This is a genomic window from Micromonospora sp. NPDC049175 (assembly GCF_043197345.1).
GTDB lineage: Bacteria > Actinomycetota > Actinomycetes > Mycobacteriales > Micromonosporaceae > Micromonospora.
Genome location: NZ_JBICSY010000007.1, coordinates 280,269 through 299,618 on the forward strand (window position 1 = coordinate 280,269; position 19,350 = coordinate 299,618).

The following is a 19,350-nucleotide window of genomic DNA, read 5'->3' on the forward strand; positions in this document are numbered from 1 at the left end:
CGACCCGGGGTCAGACCGTACGGATCAGAGCTCGACCGAGGTGATGTCGAGTTCGCCGACGTTGTTCAGCTCGAGCTTCTTGATCTTCTCCGAGTGGCCGGACTGCTGGCCGTAGAAGTAGATCGGGATGCTCGGGACGTCCTGGTCGATCTTCTCGACGGCCTTGGTGAACGCCTCGTGCGAGGCCTCCAGGCTCGGCGCGGAGCTGGCCTGCTTGGCCAGGGCGTCGACCTCGGAGCTGGTGTACAGGCCGTCGTTCGAGGAGCCGCCCGTGACGTACAGCGGGTTGATCCAGTTCTCGACGTCCGGGTAGTCCTGCTGCCAGGCAGCGCGGTACGGGCCCTTCATGGCGTGGGCGTTGACGTTCTGGCGGAAGACCGCGAAGGTCGGCACGCCCTCGGCCCGAGCGTTGATGCCCAGGTTGGTCTTGACCTGCTGCGCAACGGCGTCCATCCAGTCCTTGTGGCTGGAGTCCGAGTTGTAGTAGAAGACCATCTCACCGGAGAAGCCACCGGCCTCGGTCAGCAGCGTCTTGGCCGTGGCCGGGTCGAACTTGCAGGCGGTGCAGTTGCCCGGCTTGGCGCCCGGGGTCAGCGGGTTCGCCCAGCTGTCGGCCGGCTTACGAGTGCCGAAGAAGATCTTGTCCGAGATTTCCTGCCGGTTGATCGCGAGCGACACGGCACGACGCAGCTTCGGGTTCTGGAAGCGCTTGTCGTAGATCGGGAACGCGATGAGCGCGGTCGTCGGCGTGACGGTGTTCCGGCCCCGCTCACCGAGGTCGGCCTTCCACTTGTCACCGGCGAGCGCCGAGGTGGGCAGCGACTCCAGGAAGTCGAGGTTGTTGGCCAGCACGTCGGCGTAGGCGGCCGTCTCGTCCTGGTACAGCTTGACGTCGACGTCCTTGAGCTTCATCTTGTCGCGCAGGTTGTAGTCGTCGAAGCGCGTCAGCTTGATGAGGACGTTGTCGGTCCACGACACGAACTTGACCGGGCCGTTGCCGATCGGGTTCTTGCCGAACTCCTCGGGCTTCTTGGTGAAGAAGACGTCCGGCAGCGGCATGAAGGCGCTGTAGCCGAGCTTGGTCGGGAAGACCGCGGTCGGCGCCGACAGGGTGACCTCGAAGGTCTGCTCGTCGATGACCTTCAGGCCGGACAGCGTCTTGGCGGTCGGCGCCGGGGCCTTCTTCGGGCCGTCCGCGCCATCCGGGTCGCTGGTGTAGGTCTGGTCGAAACCCTGGATGTCAGAGAAGAAGCTGCCGTTCTGGGCGCCGTTCGGCGAGTAGGCGGCCCAGTTCCAGGCGTCAACGAAGTTCTTCGACTTCACCTCGGTGCTGTCGTGGAACTTGGTGCCCTTCTTGATCTTGATCGTGAAGACCTTGGAGTCCGTGGTGGTGATGGACTCCGCAAGCGCGTTACGCGGGGCCCCACCGTCGTTCGGGTACTCGACCAGGCCGGTCCACAGCCAGTCGATGACCTTGCCGCCACCGGTCTCTGTGGTGTTCGACGGGACCAGCGGGTTCTCCGGCTGGACACCGTGGATGACAATCGCGCCGTCGCCGCTGGCGGCGGTCTCGCCGCCACCACCGCTCGAGCAACCACTCGCGACTAGCGCGGCAGCCGCGCTGAGCGCGATCGCGCTCGTCGCCCGCTTCGAGACTCTCATTCCGAGGGGCCTCCTCTTTCTAACCAGGTTCCGTCGTGGGTTTCACGCACGTTTGGGGGTGACACCGCCCGACCACCCCGGGGCGCGGGTCGCCGGGACCACAGGGAAGTTGGGGACACCCCTGATGTTCCGATCCGCCGGGCTCCCCGCCAACGAGGCGCGACACGACGCAGGAGGCACGGCCACGAACCGCCGCGAGGGGCGGGGACATGGTCATGGGCCGTACGGAGTGCCACACACCGATGGTGAGGTGCTGCCACTGTGACACCAACTGGCCTCTTCCGTGAAGGTGCCGTTATCAAGCCGTTAGTTGCCCGCCACGTTGCCGATACTTGAAAAATGATCATAAAACGGTCGGCACAGGCAGCACTGAGCAGGAAATACGTTGCGCCGCCCGCGAACGTGGTCCTGGCCCGCACTCAGGCCTGGGGCGCACCTCTGCCCGTTAGGACGTCTGTCACCGCATGCATTTCGACCCGTCCGGACAGGTCGGTTACGACTGCACGGGCACGATCACCAACTGGGTGGACGAGGGCGCGGAGATCGTTCGTCTGATCCACCGCCACGGCCGGCGCGGCTGTCACACCAGCCGGCGATCCGCCGCCCAGCGGGAGAGTTCGTAGCGGTTGGACATCTGCAGCTTGCGGAGCACGTTCGACACGTGCGTCTCCACCGTCTTGATGGAGATGAACAGCTCCTTGGCGATCTCCTTGTACGCGTACCCCCGGGCCAACAGCCGCAGCACCTCCCGCTCACGGTTGGTGAGCTGGTCCAGCTCGGGGTCGGCCACCGGGGCATCCGGTCGGGCCGCGAAGGCATCCAGCACGAACCCGGCCAGCCGTGGGCTGAACACCGCGTCCCCGTCCGCCACCCGGCGGATCGCCGCGGCCAGCTCGTCCGGGGAGATGGTCTTGGTCACGTACCCCCGCGCACCGGCACGGATCAACCCGATCACGTCCTCCGCCGCGTCGGAGACGCTCAGCGCCAGGAACTTGACCTGCGGGTGGGTGCGTCGCATCGCCTCCAGCACCGCGCGCCCGCCGCCGTCGGGCATGTGCACGTCGAGCAGCACCACGTCCGGCGCGACAGCCGCGATCCGGGTGACCGCCTCGGTCACGGTGCTCGCCTCACCCACCACCTCGACGTGGGCGCCCAGCTCCGCGCGTACCCCGGCCCGGAACATGGCGTGGTCGTCCACCAGGAACACCCGGAGCCGCTCGGGGCGGGCATCCGCCGGGTCGAGGTGCTCGGTCGACTGCTCGGCCATGGTCATCTGTTCCTCTCCGCTGCGGACGAGTCCCGGGAGATCGGCAGTATCAACCGGACCTCGGTCCCCTCCCCCGGGCCGGACCGGATCTCGGCCCGTCCGCCGTGCCGCTTCATCCGCCCGATGATCGAGCCGCTCACGCCGTGCCGGTGGTCCTCCACCGTATCCGGATCGAAGCCCTTGCCCCGGTCCCGGATGAAGACGCTGACCTGATCGGGCTCCACCTCGGCGTAGAGCGACACGGTCTGCACGCCGGCGTGCCGGGCCGCGTTCACAAGCGCCTCCCGCGCGGCCGCGACAAGCGCCCCGACCTTCTCGTCGGTCTCCCGGTCCCCCACCACGACCGCCTCCACCGTGATCGCATAGGTGTCCTCGACCTCGGCGGCGGCCTGCTCCAGCGCGGCGGCGAAACGCTCGCTCGGCGACGCGGTCGGCTTGTACAGCCAGTTGCGCAGGGAACGCTCCTGCCCTCTGGCCAGCCGCTGGACCATCTTGACGTCGCTGGCGTTGCGCTGGATCAGGGCCAACGTGTGCAGCACCTGATCGTGCACCATGGCGGCCAACTCGGCCCGCTCCTGTTCGCGGATGCGCCCCTCGCGCTCCGAGCGGAGCTGGCTGTACGTCCGCCAGAGCACGGGCGCGGCGACCACGCCGACCCCCGCCAGCCCGACCAGCGCGAAGATCACACCGTTGATCACGGCGTCGAAGTTCTGCGCCGGCGAGTAGACCGCCGCGACGCCGATGATGCCGACCGCGACGAGCACTCCCCCGCCGATGAACCGGAGCACGAACGCCCGCCGGTCACTCTCCTCGACGACCGCGCCGAGCCAGGGCACCGGCATCGCGTTGCCCCACTGCCGGCGCCGTTCGGGCGCCGACTGGTGCCAGATGACCCCGGCGCCGACCGCGATGATGGCCACCAGCCAACCGGCGGTGCCGGCCGCCCCGACCGAGTCGAAGACCATCACCTGGATCAACAGGACACCGAGCCCGATCCCCACGAACGGCAGGAGCTGGGCGACGTCGCGCCGGGGCGGCACGGCGGTGTCGCCGGGCCGCAGCGGCACCACCGCCCAGAAGGCCGCGTAGAGCAGCAGGCCGAGCCCACTCAGGCCGAGCAGCACCATGAACGCGACACGCACCCGCAGCACCGAGATGCCGAGATGGTCGGCGATACCGGCGGCGACGCCGGCGGCCATCCGGTGCTCGGGGGCGCGGTAGAGGCGCGGGGGCGGAATCACGGTGCTGATCGCGGGCTCCCTGGTCACGGTGACGGATCTGGTGGAGGTCGGTGATCTGATCGTCACACGCTGCGGCGTCGACGACCACGGGGACGCCCCCGACATTCCGGCCGCCGGATCTCAGGGTGGGGTCAGGGTCGGGTCCTGAGGTCGCTCGGGCTCACCTGGCAGCAGGATCGAGGCATGACCGAGGAAGCTGCCCCGCCACCCCGACCCGGGTCGGCGGAGCCGGGTGGTTCAGCACCGCCCCCACCAGCCACGACGCCCACCGAATGGACCGCGCCCCGCACGTTCGGTCCGCCCACCGGTTACGGCCCGGAGACCGGCGGCACCCCCGCCGATCCGGGCGGCGGCTACCCGCCGCCCACCGCCGGCCACGGGCCGGAGTTCGCGGCCGGCACCGGCTACGGGGCCGCGGGCATGCCACCCGGACCGGGCGGGCCGGGTCCGTCCGCGCCGCCACCGCCGTTCGCCGGCACCGGGTTCACCTCGCGGTACGGGTTGGTCCGACCACGCGAGGGGCGGTACCTGGCCGGGGTCTGCGCGGCGATCGGGCGAGCCACGAACACCGACCCGGTGCTCTGGCGGGTGCTGCTCGCGGTGCTCGGGTTCTTCGGTGGCATCGGCATCCTGGTGTACGTCGCCGCCTGGTTGATCATTCCGAACGAGGGCGACACCGCATCCCCGGTCGAGTCCATGCTCGGCCGCGGCCGCTCCAGCATGTCGCCGGTCACCGTCATCATCCTGGGCATCCTCGTCGCGGCCAGCTTCGGCTACATCGTCACCGACGCCTTCCGCGCGGTGCTGCTCGGCGCGGCCATCCTGGTGGCCGGCGCGCTGCTGCTCAACCGGGACAGCCGCACCCCACAGCCGGGCACCCCGGCCGGGCCGGCACCGTCCGGCAATCCGCCCGGCCCGGTCCCACCGGTGACCTGGCCCGCGCCGTCGTACGGCGGGGCGCCGCCAACCGGCCCACCGGCGACGGCACCCATGGCCGGCGGCGCTCCGGCGTACGCCACCGCCACCGCGGGGGGACCGCCCGCCGCCACCACCGGGGGGTACGACCTGCCGCCGGTCGGCGTTGCGCAGTCGACCGCCACGGCGCAGCCGGTCTCCGGGACGGGCCCGGTGTCCGGGCAACCGGCCGACCCGACGACCGTCGGAGCGGGCTGGCCGGCGCCCGCCACGGGCTGGCCGGGCACCAACCCGCCCACGGTCGAGTGGCCGTCGGCGCCGGTGACCGCCGCACCCGCCGGTCCGTCCGGCTATCCGACCGCCGCCCCGGTGTCCGGATACCGCCCCCCGTTCGCGCCGCACGGCCCGTACGCCTCGCCGGCCCCGACCCCGTCCCGCCCGGCGAAGCCACCGAAGCCGCCGAAGCGCCCCAAGGAGCGTTCGCCGCTCGGCGCGGTGACCTTCTCCCTGATCTTCCTGGTCCTCGGTGTGGTCGCCCTGCTCGACCTGCTCGACGTCTTCGCCATCAGCGCCTCGGCGTACTTCGCGGCCGCGCTGGCCACGATCGGGCTGGGGCTGCTGGTCGGCACCTGGTTCGGGCGGGCCCGCTGGCTCATCGCGCTCGGTCTGGTGACCGCGGCGGCGCTGGGTACGGGGACGGTCGCCGAGTCCTACGACCGGATCCGCGGGGTCGACGGCGCGGTGACCTGGGCACCGACGGACTACCGCGATCTGGCCGACCGGTACGAGAACAGCTTCGGTGACGCCGTGCTCGACCTGCGGGGGATCGACTTCGCGAAACGGGACAGCCAGGTGACGGTTGCGATCAACTTCGGCAAGGCGACAGTGGTCGTCCCGCCGAACGTGGACGTCACCACCGTGGCCGACGTCAACGCCGGCGACGCCACCATCTTCGGCAACCGTTCCGGCGGGCTGGACGGTCGCCTACAGGAGACCACCGACCTCGGTGTCGACGGTGCCGGCGGCGGCAAGCTGCGCCTGTACATCCATGTCAACGCTGGCAACCTGGAGGTGACCCGGTGAAGGCTCACCGCACGGATCTGGTGTCGTTCGCCTTCGGGCTCGTGTTCCTGGCGCTGTCGGCCTGGTGGCTGCTCGCCCAACTGCTCGGGTTCGCGCTGCCGGCGGTCGGATGGTTCCTGGCCAGTGCCCTCATCCTGATCGGCGTCTTCGGGCTGGTCGGCGCACTGCGCTCCGGCCGCTCGGCGCAGCCCGAGCAGACCGCCGAGGTCGCTGCCACAGTCGCCGCCGCGCCCGTCTCCGGCGCGTCCGCTCCGGTTTCCGGCGTGCCGACCTCCGGTGTGGCACTGCCGGTCTGGGAGGCCGACCGCTCCACCTGGGACGCTCCCCCACCGGAGGCGACCACCACCGAGGTACGAGCACCGGAGGCGCCGCCCACCGACGTGATCCACCCGGCCTGGCTGGCTCACCCGCCGGCGGAGCCGCAGACCGCCCCGATCCCCGGCCAGCCCGACGAGCCGACCCTCCCGATCGTCGGCCGAGTGCCGGACGGGGATGAGCCGACCCGGCACGACCAGCCGGCCGAGGCGGTCGGCGACCAGCCAGGTGAGGCGGTCGGCGACCAGCCGGGGGACGAGCGGAAGGACCGACGGGGAGAGGCCTGACCTCGGGCGTGAGCCGGTCTCGGCCTGCCCGACCACCACGGCGGTGCCGCTGGCCCGGACGGACGCATATGCTGGCCGGTGGAGATCTCGCCTCCGCCGGCCGGCCCGTCCCGCCATGGCGGTCCCGCCGCGATTCCCGTCTCTACCCCCGTCAGGAGCCCGCCCGACATGACCCAGTCCCCCGCCGTGCGTACGACCGGCCGGTCCGGTCCGGTCCGCATCGGCGAGCGAGCCGCCCGCACGCTCGTCTCCGAGCTGGCCCGGATCAACGACCCCAAGGCCGCCCTGCTGGTCGGGGTGGGCCCGGAGTCCGCGGTGCTGGCCGCGGCGATCGAGGCGCTGCTCCCCGGTGACCGGCTCACCGTGGTGCCCGCCGAGCCGTTCGGCGCTGCCGCCCTCCGCGAGCACGTCAACGCCCAGGGCCGCTGGGTCGCCGACCGGGTCGGGGTCGTCGACTCCCTGGCCGAGGCCGAAGCCGCCGGGGTCGTCATCGCCGGCGAGGTGTTCAGCGGCACCGCCGAGGAGACCCGCGGTGGCATCGAGGGCCTGACCAAATACCTGTCCGACGGCGCGGTGCTGAGTGTGGCGACCACCGCCACGCCCGGCCGGACCACCGGGGCCGCCGCCGAGTTGGCTCGCCAGGACGCCCTCTACGGAGTCGGCGCCGACCTGGTCCTGCGCAACTCGCCGCCGGTACGGGTCTACCGACTGCGCTTCACCCCGGCCAGCCCCGCCACGGCCGAGAGGCTCGCGCCCGCGCACCGGCCGTCGAGCGTGCCGCTGACCCGCGGCATGCACATCGACTCCAACGGTGTGGCCGCCGCCGGCATCACGCTGGGCCTCGCGGCACTGGCCCGGGTGGCGCGTCCATCGTCGAAACTCTGGCTGCTGCCGGCGCTGGCCGCCGGGCCGGTCGCCGCGTTCTTCCGGGACCCCGAGCGCGACGTACCGGAAGACCCGACCGCGGTGGTCGCCAGCGCGGACGGGAAGGTCCTGTCGGTGCAGCGCCTGCACGACGAGCGCTTCGGCGACGGCGAGTGGCTGCGGGTCGCGGTGTTCCTGTCGGTGCTGGACGTGCACGTCAACCGTGCCCCGGTCGCGGGCAAGGTGGTGGACTACTTCGTCGCCGACGGCGGCTTCGTCAACGCGATGAAGCCGGACGCCGAGCACAACGTCGCCGCGTACACCGTCCTGGACACCGCGCGTGGCACGGTGGTGGTCGCGCAGCGTACCGGGCTGATCGCCCGTCGGATCGTGCAGCGCGCGCCGATCGGCGCGCTGCTGGCCAAGGGCGAGCGCTTCGGCCTGATCCGTTTCGGCTCACGGACCGACGTCTACCTCCCGGCCGACGCCGCGGACCCGCTGGTCGGGCCGGGCGACAAGGTGGTCGGCGGGTCCACGGTCATCGCCCGCTGGCGCTGACCCACCAACGTGCGAACGGGGCGCCGCTGACCAGCGGCGCTCCGTTCTCGTTGCGGAAAAATCAGGCGGTACGACGTTGCCGCAGCCAGAGCACCGGCCCGCTGACCAGGTAGCCCACCACGATCAGCGCGAACGTGAGCCGGATGTCGATGAGTGCGCCGATCACCGGGGCCAACCACAGCCACGGCGGCAGCTTCACGAGGCGGGCGAGCTTGGCGTACGGGAAGCTCGACACCATCGCGAAGGCGAGCAGCGCGACCCCGGCGACAAGCACGGCACCGGGCACGGGCAGGCCGATCGCCACCGTCACCGCGAGCACCGCGGCCGCCATCGTGGTGGGCACGCCGCAGAAGAACCGGCCGTCCTTCGGCGAGACGTTGAAGCGGGCCAGTCGAATCGCGGCGCACGCCGCGACAAGTGCGCACGCCACCGCCGCCGCGGCCGTGGAGACCGAGCCGGCGAGTGAGGCGTAGACCACCACAGGTGCGGCGAGGCCGAACGAGCACATGTCGGCGAGGGAGTCCATCTGCGCGCCGAACGGGCTGGCCACGCCCAGCCGACGGGCAAGGGCGCCGTCCAGACCGTCGAAGCCGACACAGGCGATCAGGCAGAGCGCGGCGATCCGCACCTCACCCTGCATGGCCAGGAAGATGGCCAGCATGCCGAGCATCAGGCTGGCCAGCGTGCAGGCGTTGACCAGGCCGAACTTCATCCGGCGGGCGACGGTGCGCTCGCCGGGGAGCAGCGGGATCGACCGCGCCGAGGCCTCGTCGACGTGCGCCAGGCTCGGCATCGCCGGACTGACCGGCATGATCGCCTCGATCTCGGCTCGCCCGACGCTCGTAGCCGGACGGCTGAGCCGGTCCAGGCCGTAGCGACGGCGCTGCCGGTCGGCGTACCGGTGCTCGGTCGGGGTCAGGTCGGTCGCGTGCAGGTCACCGTCACGGCGACCGACCCGGACCAACAGCACCTGGCGGGCGAATGTGCTGCTGCGGCGCAACGGGCCCGCCCAGCGACGCCCTGCGGGGCGCGGACTGTCAGTAGTACGACGCCGGCGCCATGGGGCTCTCGGCACGTTTCCTCCATCACCGGATCGGCTGGCCGCCGCGGGGCGGGTGTCCGGCTGTCTCGTGCCGGACCGTGCGTGACCCGGCAGCCGTTTTGCGCGGAGTACACCATCGCATAGGGGGACATGGCTTGGCGATAGCTGCCGGCGGTACTTATATCTGGGCTAAACCGCTCGAACCGCTCGCTTATTCCCATCTCGGGCTTCACCGCCCGTTCCTCCATCATTCCCGCCTTTGACTGTACCGGAGGGTCACCAACTCGGCTCATCGAGCGGCGTGTTATCGACCACCCTGTCCGATTGCCCACTCGGCGATATCGCTCAACGGCAGGTCGAGAGCCTGGTCGCGGGTGAACCAACCCGCCCGCGCCGTCGAACCACCGGCGGATTCGGTCACCACCGCATCGGTGGGTACGTCCACCAACACCCGATAGATCACCCGTACGCCGTGCCAGTCCAGAGGCCTGCCCTCCGGGCCGAGCGCGGCGGGATTGTGCAGGTTGTTCACACCGAGGATCTCCCCCACGCGGCCCCGCTGACCACCCTCCTCGACCAACTCCCGCAGCAGACCGCTGGCCGGCTGCTCGCCATGATCGGTCCCACCGCCGGGGAGATGCCACAGCCCAGCCCCGGGATAACCGGCCGCGATCTCGGTCAGCAGGATCCGCCCGGCCGGGTCGGTGACCAGCCCGTACGCCCCGAAACGCAGCCTGCGATCGGGATGCGACGGCGGAAACGGCGCAGCTGACCGACGCGTTCCCGTCGGCAGCGGGGTGGCCGGCAGGCCGAGCACCTCGGCGGAGAACGGCGTCAGCGGCACCCGCGCCGCCTCGGCCGAGGTGAGCCACGCCTGGTCGACGGCGCCACCCCCGACGTCGTGCGGCACGCCCGCACGCAGTACACCGACACGCGATACGCCGTCGCCCTGCACGCCATCACGCGGTGCGCCGTCACTCGCGGCAAGCTCGAACAGCAGCCGGTCGGTGTGCAGCGCGACGGCGTCCTCCGGATAGGTGACCACGTCGGCGACCACCGCCCGGAGCCGACCGACCGTCACGGTCAACCCGACCTGCTCGGCGACCTCACGGACCACGGCACGCTCCGGGTGCTCGGCGTGCGCCACAGCACCACCGGGCAGCCGCCAAATCCCCGGGAACTCACCCCCGACCCCGTCCCGGACCACCAGCACCCGGCCCGAATCCCGCAAAACTCCATAAACGCCAACCCGCCGCAGAATGTCCATCCCCGCCAACTCCGCTCCCCCCAACCGCCCGACAACATCAACCACCCCACCCCACCCGACCAACCCGCCCAGCCGACCCGCCCGACCACCCCGCCCGACCACCCCACCAGCCGACCATCCCGTCGATCATGAGGTTATTGCCGTCTATCTCGGCGTGTCCTGACAATAACCTCATGATCGACGGACGGAGTCCGGGGATCCGCGCAGCATGCTGTCCGTTTTGGGCGTTAGGTTGGGTATGTGGCCAGCCGGCTGTGCTGCGGGGGACTGGATTTGGGATGGTCAACTCGGGTTCATGGATGTCGGGGCGTCATGGGGCTTGGGATACCCCGGGGGTCAGTAAAACCGAGTCGATCATCCGGTCGGTGCCGCTTCGTGGGCCTTCTCGGCGATCCCGCATTCCTCGACGGTCCGGATGGTCGCCGCACCAACCAACGCGCGGCGCCCCGGCCAGATGCGCTGCTGTCAGCGAGCGCTACCGCCGGAGACCTGTCCACTGGCGCTCGCCACCACCGGACACGCGCCCGCCCGACGCGCACCACCACCGGCCGGCCGCCCCGGAACGCGCACCACTTCGGGCACGCGCCCCCGCACGCCACCACCGGGCACGCAGCCACGCACGCGCCACCACCGGGCACGCACCACGCACGCGCCACCACCGGGCACGCAGCCACGCACGCGCCACCACCGGGCACGGCCGTGCGGCACGCTTCAGGTAGAACGAGTTAGGTGAGCTGGGCGGCCTGGACCGCTTCGGCGGTCACCTCGGTGAGGTGGTGGGTGGGGAGGGCGCCGAGCTCCTCGCGGGCGAACCAGCGGGCTTCGCAGGTGGAGCCACCCACGTCGGCCACGGTCAGCGGGTTGGGCTGGTCGACCACGACCCGGTAGAAGGCGCGCACACCGTGCCAGTCGATCGGGTAGCCCTCGGGGCCGAGCGACGCGGCGTCGCGGTGGCTGGCCACCCCGAGCAGCTCGACCAGGCGGCCGGTCTGCCCGGTCTCCTCGACCAGCTCGCGGATGAGCGCCGCGCCGGGTTGCTCGCCGTAGTCGGTGCCGCCGCCGGGCAGGTGCCAGCAGCCGGCGCCCGGGTAGCCGTCGGAAACCCTGGTCAGCAGCACCCGGCCGGCCGGGTCGGTGCAGACCGCGTACGCGGCGAAGCGCTGCGCCCGGTGCAGCCCGTCCGGACCGGGCACCGCGTAGAAGGAGGGGAACTCGGGGGCCTCGTCGGGCACCACGTCGGCCGAGGACGCGGGCAACCCGAGGGCACGCGCGGTGAACGAGCGCAGCGGCAGCTCGCTCGCCTCGTCGAGGGTGTACCAGCGGGCGAGGTCGGTGGGCCGCTCGCCGACCCGGTCGGCGAGGGTGCCGCCACGGACCGCCACCCGGTAGATCAGCCGGTCGGTGTGGATGGTGATGCGGCGTTCGGGCAGCGCCCGCATGTCGGCGAGGACGTCGGCCAGGCCCGAGACGGCGACCGAGAGGCCGGTCTCGGCGGCGGTTTCGCGGACCACCGTGTGGTGGGGGTCCTCGCCGTGGTCGACCGCCCCGCCGGGCAGGGACCACGTGCCGGGGGTGCCGGAGCGCTCCGAGGCGCGAACCAGCAGGACTCGGCCTGTCGTATCAGCACAGACTGCGTATGCCGCGATCCTGCGGAGCGGCTCCAGCAAGGTGGTCACGGAAGCAAATTCTCCCCGGGCCGGGTTACCGGAACGGAAAAGAGTCGGATTCCTGACTGTCTGGCCCCGATCAGGGATTGGTCAGGGTAAGGATCCGGGCGGTCACCGAGGGCGGGGAGGGCAGCGACGCGGACCGTTGGGGTATGACATCGACCACCGCTCCCCACGCCCCGTACAAGCAGCTCCGTCGACCCACCACCGACCGCATGGTCGCGGGGGTCGCGAGCGGCGTCGGCCGCTACTTCGCCGTCGATCCCACACTGGTCCGGGTGGCCTTCGCGGTCACCGGCCTGCTCACCGGCGGGCTCGCGCTGCTCGCGTACCCGATCATGTGGTTTCTGATGCCCGAGGAGCCCACCGGCGCGCCGGCCTGGCCGCACTCGGCGGGCGTCGCGCCGCACGCGGGCCCGCCGCCGACCGCCGGGCCCGCGCCGGGCGGGCCGATGCCGGGGTACGCCCCGACGACGCCCTACCCGCCGACGACCCCGTTCGACGCGCCGCCGAGCCCGCCGCACAACCCGCACGACAGCAGCCCGCCGCCGGCCGCGTGAGCGGCGCTCACTCCCACTCGATGGTGCCCGGCGGCTTGCTCGTCACGTCCAGCACCACCCGGTTGACCTCGGCCACCTCGTTGGTGATCCGGGTGGAGATCCGAGCAACGACCTCGTAGGGCAGTCGTGACCAGTCGGCGGTCATCGCGTCCTCGCTGGAGACGGGTCGCAGCACCACGGGATGCCCGTAGCTGCGCCCGTCTCCCTGCACACCGACGCTGCGCACGTCGGCGAGCAGCACCACCGGGAACTGCCAGACGCCCCGGTCCAGGCCGGCGGCGGTCAACTCCTCGCGGGCGATCAGGTCCGCCTCGCGGAGCAGGTCGAGGCGCTCCTGGTTGACCGCGCCGATGATCCGGATGGCCAGGCCGGGGCCCGGGAACGGGTGCCGCCAGACCATGGCCTCGGGCAGGCCCAACTCCAGGCCGAGCGCGCGAACCTCGTCCTTGAACAGGGTGCGCAGCGGCTCGACGAGGGCGAACTTCAGGTCCTCCGGCAGACCGCCGACGTTGTGGTGGCTCTTGATGTTGGCGGTGCCGGTGCCGCCGCCGGACTCCACCACGTCGGGGTAGAGGGTGCCCTGGACGAGGAACTCCACGTCGCCGTGCGAGGCGATCTCGCGGGCCGCGGCCTCGAAGACCCGGATGAACTCCCGACCAATGATCTTGCGCTTCTGCTCCGGGTCGGTCACGTCGGCCAGCGCGCCGAGGAACCGATCGGTGGCGTCGACCACCTTCAGCTTGATGCCGGTGGCGGCGACGTAGTCCTTCTCCACCTGCTCGGCCTCGCCCGCCCGCAGCAGTCCGTGGTCGACGAAGACGCAGGTGAGCTGGTCACCCACCGCCTTGTGCACGAGCGCGGCGGCGACCGCGGAATCCACCCCGCCGGACAGGCCGCAGATGACCTCCTTGTCGCCGACCTGGGCGCGGATCCGGGCAACCTGCTCGTCGATGATGTTCTCGGGCGTCCAGGTCGGCTCGATGCCGGCGATGTCGTACAGGAAGCGGGTCAGCATCTCCTGGCCGTGCGCGGTGTGCCCGACCTCCGGGTGGAACTGCACGCCGGCACGCCGACCGGCCAGATCCTCGAACGCGGCCACCGGGGCGCCAGCCGACTCGGCGGTCACCGTGAAGCCCTCGGGCGCCTCGGTCACGGCGTCGCCGTGGCTCATCCAGACCGGCAGGTCCGCGGGCAGGTCGCGCAGCAGCACACCCGGGTCGAGCAGGCGGGGGCGCAGCGGCGTGCCGCCGTACTCCCGGTTGCCGGTCCGCGCCACCGTGCCGCCGAGCGCCTGGGCCATCGCCTGGAAGCCGTAGCAGATGCCGAAGACCGGCACGTCGGCGCTGAAGACGCCCGCGTCGATCTGCGGCGCGTCCGGCGCGTAGACGCTGGCCGGGCCACCGGAGAGGATGATCGCGGCGGGGTTCTTCGCCAGCATCTCGGCGATCGGCATCGAGTGCGGCACGATCTCGGAGTAGACCTTCGCCTCGCGAACCCGGCGCGCGATGAGCTGGGCGTACTGGGCTCCGAAATCCACCACGAGGACGGGGCGAGGCAGGCTCATGTGCGCAAAGCCTACCGACAGTCACGGCCGTGTCGGGCACGGGCCGGCCCTCCGGTGCGCCGCGGCGACGGCTCCGGGCGCGGCGGCCGGTCGGAAGGCGTCCTAAGATCGACGCGGGGCGATGACGGCCGGAGGAGGGGACGGGTGTGACCGAGGTGACCGTACGGCCCTTCCGAGACACCGACGCCGAGCCGCTGGCCGTACTCGTCGCCAGGTGCCTTCGGGAGGTCAACAGCCGCGACTACCCGGCCGACCTGATCGAGCGGATGTGCGCGCACTTCGACGCGGCCCGCTTCCGCGAACTCGCCGCCGTCCGGGAGGTGTTCGTCGCCGAGCAGGGTGGGCGGGTGGTCGGCACCGTCTCCCGGGACGGCAACAAGGTCTACACGATGTTCGTCGACCCGGACCGCGCCGGCCGGGGTGTCGGCCGGCGGCTCATGCGCCACATCGAGCGGTTGGCCGGCGCCGACGGCCACGACCACATGGAGACCGGCGCCAGCATCACGGGGCACGGCTTCTACCACCGACTGGGCTACCAGGACGTCCGGGTCAGTGAGACCGACTTCGGGCTCAACCACATCCTCCGCAAGCCGCTGCCCTAAGGCCGCAGCGCGCCCGGGGCGTCCGCCGGCACCGCCGGGTGGTGCGGGGGTACGGGCGCGAGCCGGCGGTACGGGGAGCCGAGCGCCGGGCGGGGATCCTCCTCACCCTTGTTGGGCCAGAAGGACATGGCTCGTTCCGCCTGGGCGGTGATCGTCAACGAGGGGTTCACGCCGAGGTTGGCCGAGACGGCCGCGCCGTCGACGACGTGCAGCCCCGGGTGCCCGTACACCCGGTGCCAGGGGTCGATCACCCCGTCGGCCGGCGTCGCCCCGATCACCGCCCCGCCCAGGATGTGCGCGGTCACCGGGATGTCGAACGGCTCGGTGAGCGCGCCGCCGGCGGTGCCACCGATCTCCTCGGCGAGCAGCCGGACCGCGGTGTTGCCGGCGGGGATCCAGGTCGGGCTGGGCGTGCCGTGCCCCGGACCGGTGACCAGCCTGCGGCCGAACGTCCCGCGCCGCCACCGGGTGGTCAGCGAGTTGTCCACCGACTGCATCACCAGGGCGATCACCGTCCGTTCCGACCAGCCGCGCACCGGCAGCAACTGGGCCACCAGCCGCGGTTGCCGCACGATGCCACCCAGCCAGCGCCGCAACCGGTGCGGGCCGCCGTCGACGAGCAGTGTCTGGAGCAGTCCCATCGCGTTGGAGCCGCGCCCGTAGCGGACCGGCTCGACGTGGGTCTGCGGGTCGGGGTGGAACGAGCTGGTGATGGCCACCCCCTCGGTGTAGTCCAGGCGCTCGGAGCGGGCCCGTCGGCGGGACACCGAGGCACCGAGGATCGCCTCGGAGTTGGTCCGGGTCAGCTCGCCGAGGCGGGGCGACAGCCCGGGTAGCACGTCCTCGGCCCTCATCGCGTGCAGCAGTCGTTGGGTGCCGAGCGCCCCGGCGGCGAACACCACCTGGTCGGCGTGGATCACCTGCCGCCGTTTGCGCAGCCAGGCGCCCGTGCGCTCGGTGCGCACCTCGTACCCGCCGCCGGTCGCCGGTCGGACGGCGGTCACCGTGGTCAGCGCAAGCACCGTGGCGCCCTGCCGTTCGGCCAGCCAGAGGTAGTTCTTGACGAGCGTGTTCTTCGCCCCGTGCCGGCAGCCGGTCATGCACGAGCCGCAGTGCAGGCAGCCGGTGCGCTCCGGGCCGGCGCCCCCGAAGTACGGGTCGGCGACCCGCTGGCCGGGACGGCCGATGTGCACGCCCACCGGCGTGGCGTGGAAGGTGTGCCCCACCCCCATCCGCTCGGCCACCGCCCGCATGGCCCGGTCCGCGCCGGTTTCCCGGGGGTACGTGGTGACGCCGAGCATCCGCTTCGCCTGGTCGAAGTGGCCAGCCAGCTCGGCACGCCAGTCGGTGATGTCCCGCCACTGCGGGTCGGCGTAGAAGGCCGGCAGCGGCTCGTAGAGGGTGTTCGCGTAGACGAGTGAGCCGCCACCCACTCCCGCGCCGGAGAGCACCAGCACCCCACCACCGGACCGTCGGTCGGCGGGGCGGAGCAGGGTGAGCCGCTGAATGCCGTAGCAGCCCAGTTTCGGCGCCCACAGGAACCGGCGGAACCGCCAGGACGTCCGCGGGAACTCGTCGTCGGCGAAGCGCCGGCCGGCCTCCAGCACGGCGACGGAGTAGCCCTTCTCGGCCAGCCGGAGCGCGGTGACACTGCCGCCGAAGCCGGACCCGATGACGACCACGTCGTACCGCATGAACGCATCATTACTCGCGAGTAGCGCTCGCGCCAGCGGCGGTTTTCGCGCGATCATGCTCCGGCCGACCGACCCGGCGCGTTCCGGCCGCAACCCGGGGTACCCGTCGGAGCGTTGTTCAGCAGACGGGTGGAAGGAATCCAAGATGATCCTCGGGTCGATGGCGCCGCGCCGACGGTGGTTGCTGCTGGGGTTGGCGGCCCTCGCCGCCGTCGCGCTCATCGCGGCCGGCACGGTGGTGATCACCCGACTGACCGGCGACAGCAAGCCGGGCGGCGCTCCGGTCGCCGGCTCGCCGACGCCGTCGCCGGTCACGACGCCCACCCCGAGCCCCAGCGGTCCGCCACCCGGTGCGGACATCACCGGCCCGCTCAACCTGCTGCTCGTCGGTGTGGACACCCGGGTCAGCGTCCCCGGGTGGGAGCCGCACGCGGACGCGGTGCTCGTGCTGCACGTACCCAAAGGGTTGGGCCAGGCGTACCTCTTCTCGCTCCCCCGCGACCTGCTCGTCGACATCCCCGCGTTCCCGAAGGCCGGCTACAAGGGCGGCAAGACCAAGCTCACCCACGCGATGAGCTTCGGCAGCCGGGTGCCGGGCAAACCCAAACAACCAAGCACCGCCCAGGGGTACGAGCTGCTGCGCAGCACGGTCAGCGGATACACCGGGCTGCGCATCGACGACGGCGCGGTGCTCACGTTCAACGGATTCGACCGGCTGGTCAACGCGCTGGGCGGGGTGGACATCTACGTCGACCAGCGGGTCGCCTCACTGCACCGGCGGCCGGACGGCAAGTACCGGGAGAGCGCGCCCGGCGGATACACCGGGCCCCAGCAGGTCTACGAGAAGGGCAACCAGCACCTCAACGGCTGGCAGGCGCTCGACTACGCGCGGCAGCGCTACATCACCGGCGGCGACTACGCCCGGCAGCGGCACCAGCAGCAGCTCGTCAAGGCGCTGACCCGCAAGATCCTGGACGAGGGCCTGGCCCGGCAACCGGAGCGGGTCGACCAGGTGGTCGCCGCCCTCGGCGACACCCTCGTGTACGTGGGCGGACGTCGGATCGTGGACATCGCGTACGCCGTGAGTGGGGTGCCGGAGAACCGCTTCACGCTTGTCGGCCTGCCCGGTTCCGGTGTCGGCAAGGGCAGCGCCTACCGCGGCGAACAGCTCACCACCGTCGGCCGGAAGTTCATCAGCGAACTCCGTGCCGGCCGCGCCGACGCCTACCTCGCCGCGAACCCCACCCTGGTCGTCCGGAACTGACCCCGGTCAGAGCCGCTTGGGCAGGGCCGGCTTCGTGGTGCCGTAGAGCCAGGCGGCGAAGACCGCGTCGAGCTGCTTGCCGGAGACGCGTTCGGCGAGCGCCACGAACTCGGCAGTGCTGGCGGTGCCGTTGCGCTTCTCCGCCGCCCAGGTCTTGACGATCTCGAAGAACGCCTTGTCGCCGACGGACACCCGCAGGGCGTGCAGCGTCATCGCCCCACGCTGGTAGACCGACTCGCTGAACAGCTCCTTCGCCCCCGGCTTGCCCGGCGGCGTCTTCCACACCTTCGCCGACGCCCCGGCGTACCGGCTGTCGAACTCCTCCTTGGCCGTGGACTTCCTGGTGTGCTCGGCCCAGAGCCACTCCGCGTACGTCGCGAAGCCCTCGTTGAGCCAGATGTCCTCCCAGGTGCCCAGGGAGACACTGTCCCCGAACCACTGGTGCGCCAGCTCGTGGGCGACCACCTCGGTGTTCACACCGCTCGCGAAGAATCCCGCCGAGTAGACCGGGCGGCTCTGCGTCTCCAGCGCGTAGGAGATCCGGTTGTCCGCGATCACCACACCGCCGTACGCGTCGAACGGGTACGGCCCGAACAGGGTCTCCAGGTAGTCGGCGACCTTCGTGGTCTCGGCGATCGACGAGTCCGCGGAACCGTTCGCCGCGATCGCGACCGCGCTGTAGACCGGCTTGCCCCGGTGCGTGGCCGTGGTGACCCGGAACTCGCCGATCACGAGCGTGCTCAGGTAGCTGGCCATCGGCGACTTCTCCGACCACTTCCAGGTGGTCCACCCGGCCGTGCTGGCCTTGCCACCGGGAACGCCGTTGCTGACCGCGGTGAGACCGTCGGGAACGGTGATCTCGAAGTCGTACGCGGCCTTGTCGGACGGGTGGTCGTTGACCGGGAACCAGGTGCTGGCCGACTCCGGCTGCCCCAGCGCGATGGCGCCATCGGGGGTGTGCAGGAATCCACCCGTACCGAGGGTCTCGTTCCGCAGCGGCTTCGGCACGCCCTCGTAGGCGATCTCGGCGACGAACCCGTTGCCGTTGACCAGGCCGGAGGCGGGCTTGATCACCAGCTCGTTCCGCTCCCGGCGGTGTGTGGCCGGCGCACCGTTCACGGTGACCGCGGTGACGGTGAGGCCGGCGAGGTCGAGGTTGAACGTCGACAGGTCCGCCGTCGCGGTGGCCTGCACGCTCGTCGTACCTGTCAGTCGGTCCTTCGCCGGGTCGTAACGCACCTTGACCACGTACCGCGCGACGTCGTAGCCGCCGTTGCCGTAGCTCGGGAAGTAGGCGTCGCCGGCCCCCGGCGCACCCGCGGTGAACGTCCGCGACGGCGACGGCGACGCGCTCGGTGACGGCGCGGCCCCGGTGCCGGTCGAGTCGCATCCGGACAGTACGAGTGCCCCGGTCGCCAGCAGAGCCGCGCCCATCCGCAGTCTGCGCCGCGTCACCCGCATCCCACACCCTCCCCGTGACGGCCTACGCCGCTCCCCG

Annotated in this window: 13 protein-coding genes and 2 pseudogenes; 6 read left to right on the forward strand and 9 right to left on the reverse strand. The window is 71.6% G+C overall.

Annotated elements, in window-relative coordinates:
• Positions 1-24: 24 nt before the first annotated feature.
• The 3 genes from ACGFH8_RS27260 to ACGFH8_RS27270 all read right to left on the reverse strand — a co-directional run bounded on the left by ACGFH8_RS27260 (position 25) and on the right by ACGFH8_RS27270 (position 4,197).
• Positions 25-1,662: an ABC transporter substrate-binding protein gene (locus ACGFH8_RS27260; RefSeq protein WP_393372370.1), complete on the reverse strand. Its 1,638-nt coding sequence runs from the start codon at positions 1,660-1,662 to the stop codon at positions 25-27.
• A gap of 580 nt (positions 1,663-2,242) precedes the next feature.
• Positions 2,243-2,929 carry a response regulator gene (locus tag ACGFH8_RS27265; RefSeq protein WP_393372448.1) on the reverse strand — a complete coding sequence of 229 codons (687 nt, stop codon included), beginning with the start codon at positions 2,927-2,929 and terminating at the stop codon, positions 2,243-2,245.
• A 2-nt stretch (positions 2,930-2,931) separates the two neighbouring features.
• On the reverse strand, positions 2,932-4,197 hold the full coding sequence (locus ACGFH8_RS27270; protein ID WP_393372373.1) for a PspC domain-containing protein: 1,266 nt from the start codon (positions 4,195-4,197) through the stop codon (positions 2,932-2,934).
• 156 nt (positions 4,198-4,353) lie between these two features.
• Between ACGFH8_RS27270 and ACGFH8_RS27275 the strand changes: the two genes are divergently transcribed.
• The 3 genes and pseudogenes from ACGFH8_RS27275 (at position 4,354) to ACGFH8_RS27285 (ending at position 8,192) form a co-directional block, all read left to right on the forward strand.
• Positions 4,354-6,168 (forward strand): PspC domain-containing protein, encoded by a 1,815-nt coding sequence (locus tag ACGFH8_RS27275; RefSeq protein ID WP_393372375.1) that lies wholly within the window; start codon positions 4,354-4,356, stop codon positions 6,166-6,168.
• A pseudogene (locus tag ACGFH8_RS27280) lies at positions 6,165-6,410 on the forward strand (hypothetical protein); the annotation flags it as partial. The gene ACGFH8_RS27275 and the pseudogene ACGFH8_RS27280, both read left to right, overlap by 4 nt.
• A 528-nt stretch (positions 6,411-6,938) precedes the next feature.
• Positions 6,939-8,192 (forward strand): phosphatidylserine decarboxylase, encoded by a 1,254-nt coding sequence (locus ACGFH8_RS27285; protein ID WP_393372378.1) that lies wholly within the window; start codon positions 6,939-6,941, stop codon positions 8,190-8,192.
• A 61-nt stretch (positions 8,193-8,253) separates the two neighbouring features.
• Here ACGFH8_RS27285 and ACGFH8_RS27290 read toward each other — a convergent pair whose 3' ends face one another.
• The 3 genes from ACGFH8_RS27290 to ACGFH8_RS27300 all read right to left on the reverse strand — a co-directional run bounded on the left by ACGFH8_RS27290 (position 8,254) and on the right by ACGFH8_RS27300 (position 12,177).
• Positions 8,254-9,192 (reverse strand): CDP-alcohol phosphatidyltransferase family protein, encoded by a 939-nt coding sequence (locus ACGFH8_RS27290; protein WP_393372380.1) that lies wholly within the window; start codon positions 9,190-9,192, stop codon positions 8,254-8,256.
• Positions 9,193-9,538: 346 nt separating this feature from the next.
• Positions 9,539-10,501: an NUDIX hydrolase gene (locus ACGFH8_RS27295; RefSeq protein WP_393372383.1), complete on the reverse strand. Its 963-nt coding sequence runs from the start codon at positions 10,499-10,501 to the stop codon at positions 9,539-9,541.
• A 725-nt stretch (positions 10,502-11,226) separates the two neighbouring features.
• Complete coding sequence (locus ACGFH8_RS27300) at positions 11,227-12,177, reverse strand: NUDIX hydrolase (protein WP_393372386.1); 951 nt, start codon at positions 12,175-12,177, stop codon at positions 11,227-11,229.
• 143 nt (positions 12,178-12,320) lie between these two features.
• Between ACGFH8_RS27300 and ACGFH8_RS27305 the strand changes: the two are divergent.
• Positions 12,321-12,626, forward strand: a pseudogene (locus tag ACGFH8_RS27305) (PspC domain-containing protein); the annotation flags it as partial.
• A gap of 109 nt (positions 12,627-12,735) precedes the next feature.
• Here the strand turns inward: ACGFH8_RS27305 and guaA are convergent.
• Positions 12,736-14,292, reverse strand: coding sequence for a glutamine-hydrolyzing GMP synthase (gene guaA / locus ACGFH8_RS27310; RefSeq protein WP_393372389.1), 1,557 nt, complete (start codon positions 14,290-14,292; stop codon positions 12,736-12,738).
• Between the two features lie 146 nt (positions 14,293-14,438).
• Here guaA and ACGFH8_RS27315 point away from each other — a divergent pair, with 146 nt between their 5' ends.
• The gene (locus ACGFH8_RS27315) at positions 14,439-14,894 is read left to right on the forward strand and encodes a GNAT family N-acetyltransferase (RefSeq protein WP_393372391.1); all 456 of its coding nucleotides are present in this window, start codon (positions 14,439-14,441) and stop codon (positions 14,892-14,894) included.
• Here the strand turns inward: ACGFH8_RS27315 and ACGFH8_RS27320 are convergent.
• Positions 14,891-16,588: an FAD-dependent oxidoreductase gene (locus tag ACGFH8_RS27320; protein WP_393372394.1), complete on the reverse strand. Its 1,698-nt coding sequence runs from the start codon at positions 16,586-16,588 to the stop codon at positions 14,891-14,893. The two genes, ACGFH8_RS27315 and ACGFH8_RS27320, sit on opposite strands and share 4 nt — an antisense overlap.
• A 145-nt stretch (positions 16,589-16,733) precedes the next feature.
• Between ACGFH8_RS27320 and ACGFH8_RS27325 the strand changes: the two genes are divergently transcribed.
• Positions 16,734-17,852 (forward strand): LCP family protein, encoded by a 1,119-nt coding sequence (locus ACGFH8_RS27325; RefSeq protein WP_393372397.1) that lies wholly within the window; start codon positions 16,734-16,736, stop codon positions 17,850-17,852.
• 6 nt (positions 17,853-17,858) lie between these two features.
• On the opposite strand, the gene ACGFH8_RS27330 is transcribed toward ACGFH8_RS27325, so the two are convergent.
• Positions 17,859-19,313 (reverse strand): M1 family metallopeptidase, encoded by a 1,455-nt coding sequence (locus ACGFH8_RS27330; protein ID WP_393372400.1) that lies wholly within the window; start codon positions 19,311-19,313, stop codon positions 17,859-17,861.
• Positions 19,314-19,350 lie beyond the last annotated feature (37 nt).